Genomic DNA, 3,146 nt, shown 5'->3' with positions numbered 1-3,146 from the left:
ATGCCTGGCAGTTCCCTACTCTCGCATGGGGAGACCCCACACTACCATCGGCGCTACGGCGTTTCACTTCTGAGTTCGGCATGGGGTCAGGTGGGACCACCGCGCTACAGCCGCCAGGCAGATTCTGTCTGCCGCACCGCCCTCTCGGGCCGCACGGCGTTATCCGGTAAACAAGGCTGAAAATTCTTTCTGTCTCTCAACCCAAAACGCCTCTGGCGTTGTAAGGTTAAGCCTCACGGGTCATTAGTACCGGTAAGCTCAACGCATCGCTGCGCTTACACACCCGGCCTATCAACGTCGTCGTCTTCAACGTCCCTTCAGGAGGCTCGAAGCCTCAGGGAGAACTCATCTCGGGGCAAGTTTCGTGCTTAGATGCTTTCAGCACTTATCTTTTCCGCACTTAGCTACCGGGCAGTGCCACTGGCGTGACAACCCGGACACCAGCGGTGCGTTCACTCCGGTCCTCTCGTACTAGGAGCAACCCCCCTCAATTCTCCAGCGCCCACGGCAGATAGGGACCGAACTGTCTCACGACGTTCTAAACCCAGCTCGCGTACCACTTTAAACGGCGAACAGCCGTACCCTTGGGACCTACTTCAGCCCCAGGATGTGATGAGCCGACATCGAGGTGCCAAACACCGCCGTCGATATGAACTCTTGGGCGGTATCAGCCTGTTATCCCCGGAGTACCTTTTATCCGTTGAGCGATGGCCCTTCCATTCAGAACCACCGGATCACTATGACCTGCTTTCGCACCTGCTCGAGCCGTCACTCTCGCAGTCAAGCTGGCTTATGCCATTGCACTAACCTCCTGATGTCCGACCAGGATTAGCCAACCTTCGTGCTCCTCCGTTACGCTTTGGGAGGAGACCGCCCCAGTCAAACTACCCACCAGACACTGTCCGCAGCCCGGATCACGGGCCCACGTTAGAACACCAAACATTAAAGGGTGGTATTTCAAGGCCGGCTCCACGCAGACTGGCGTCCACGCTTCAAAGCCTCCCACCTATCCTACACATCAAGGCTCAGTGTTCAGTGTCAAGCTGTAGTAAAGGTTCACGGGGTCTTTCCGTCTTGCCGCGGGTACACTGCATCTTCACAGCGATTTCAATTTCACTGAGTCTCGGGTGGAGACAGCCTGGCCATCATTACGCCATTCGTGCAGGTCGGAACTTACCCGACAAGGAATTTCGCTACCTTAGGACCGTTATAGTTACGGCCGCCGTTTACCGGGGCTTCGATCAAGAGCTTCTCCTTGCGGATAACCCCATCAATTAACCTTCCGGCACCGGGCAGGCGTCACACCGTATACGTCCACTTTCGTGTTTGCACAGTGCTGTGTTTTTAATAAACAGTTGCAGCCAGCTGGTATCTTCGACTGGCCTCGGCTCCGGGAGCAAGTCCCCTCACCTACGCGCCAGCGTGCCTTCTCCCGAAGTTACGGCACCATTTTGCCTAGTTCCTTCACCCGAGTTCTCTCAAGCGCCTGGGTATTCTCTACCTGACCACCTGTGTCGGTTTGGGGTACGATTTCGTGTTACCTGATGCTTAGAGGCTTTTCCTGGAAGCAGGGCATTTATCACTTCAGCACCGTAGTGCCTCGTCGTCACGCCTCAGTGTAAAGTGCACCGGATTTGCCTGGCGCACACACCTACACGCTTAAACCGGGACAACCGTCGCCCGGCCGATATAGCCTTCTCCGTCCCCCCTTCGCAGTAACACCAAGTACAGGAATATTAACCTGTTTCCCATCGACTACGCCTTTCGGCCTCGCCTTAGGGGTCGACTCACCCTGCTCCGATTAACGTTGAACAGGAACCCTTGGTCTTCCGGCGACAAGGTTTTTCACCTTGTTTATCGTTACTTATGTCAGCATTCGCACTTCTGATACCTCCAGCATGCCTCACAGCACACCTTCAACGGCTTACAGAACGCTCCCCTACCCAACAACACATAGTGTCGCTGCCGCAGCTTCGGTGCATGGTTTAGCCCCGTTACATCTTCCGCGCAGGCCGACTCGACCAGTGAGCTATTACGCTTTCTTTAAATGATGGCTGCTTCTAAGCCAACATCCTGGCTGTCTGTGCCTTCCCACATCGTTTCCCACTTAACCATGACTTTGGGACCTTAGCTGGCGGTCTGGGTTGTTTCCCTCTTCACGACGGACGTTAGCACCCGCCGTGTGTCTCCCGTGATAACATTCTCCGGTATTCGCAGTTTGCATCGGGTTGGTAAGCCGGGATGGCCCCCTAGCCGAAACAGTGCTCTACCCCCGGAGATGAGTTCACGAGGCGCTACCTAAATAGCTTTCGGGGAGAACCAGCTATCTCCCGGTTTGATTGGCCTTTCACCCCCAGCCACAGGTCATCCGCTAATTTTTCAACATTAGTCGGTTCGGTCCTCCAGTTAGTGTTACCCAACCTTCAACCTGCCCATGGCTAGATCACCGGGTTTCGGGTCTATACCCTGCAACTTAACGCCCAGTTAAGACTCGGTTTCCCTGCGGCTCCCCTATACGGTTAACCTTGCTACAGAATATAAGTCGCTGACCCATTATACAAAAGGTACGCAGTCACACCACGAAGGTGCTCCCACTGCTTGTACGTACACGGTTTCAGGTTCTGTTTCACTCCCCTCGCCGGGGTTCTTTTCGCCTTTCCCTCACGGTACTGGTTCACTATCGGTCAGTCAGGAGTATTTAGCCTTGGAGGATGGTCCCCCCATATTCAGACAGGATACCACGTGTCCCGCCTTACTCATCGAACTCACAGCCTGTGCACCTTTGTGTACGGGAGTATCACCCTGTACCCTGCGTCTTTCCAGACGCTTCCACTGATGCACAAGCTGATGCAGGTTCTGGGCTCCTCCCCGTTCGCTCGCCGCTACTGGGGGAATCTCGGTTGATTTCTTTTCCTCGGGGTACTTAGATGTTTCAGTTCCCCCGGTTCGCCTCATGCCGCTATGTATTCACTGCATGATAGTGTGACGAGTCACACTGGGTTTCCCCATTCGGGTATCGCCGGTTGTAGCGGTTCATATCACCTTACCGGCGCTTATCGCAGATTAGCACGCCCTTCATCGCCTCTGACTGCCAGGGCATCCACCGTGTACGCTTGGTCGCTTAACCTCACAACCCACAGGCGTTT

2 rRNA genes are annotated in these 3,146 nt (G+C 54.9%); both read right to left on the bottom strand.

What is annotated here, in order from left to right:
- Positions 1 to 2 precede the first annotated feature (2 nt).
- Positions 3 to 118, bottom strand: a 5S ribosomal RNA gene (rrf, locus tag F7Q90_RS25040).
- 104 nt (positions 119 to 222) lie between these two features.
- A 23S ribosomal RNA gene (locus F7Q90_RS25035) occupies positions 223 to 3,127 on the bottom strand.
- Between the last annotated feature and the right edge of the window lie 19 nt (positions 3,128 to 3,146).

The sequence above is a fragment of the Pantoea stewartii subsp. stewartii genome (assembly GCF_008801695.1).
In the GTDB taxonomy this organism is placed as follows: domain Bacteria; phylum Pseudomonadota; class Gammaproteobacteria; order Enterobacterales; family Enterobacteriaceae; genus Pantoea; species Pantoea stewartii.
This window is presented reverse-complemented; position numbering and strand designations above follow the sequence as displayed.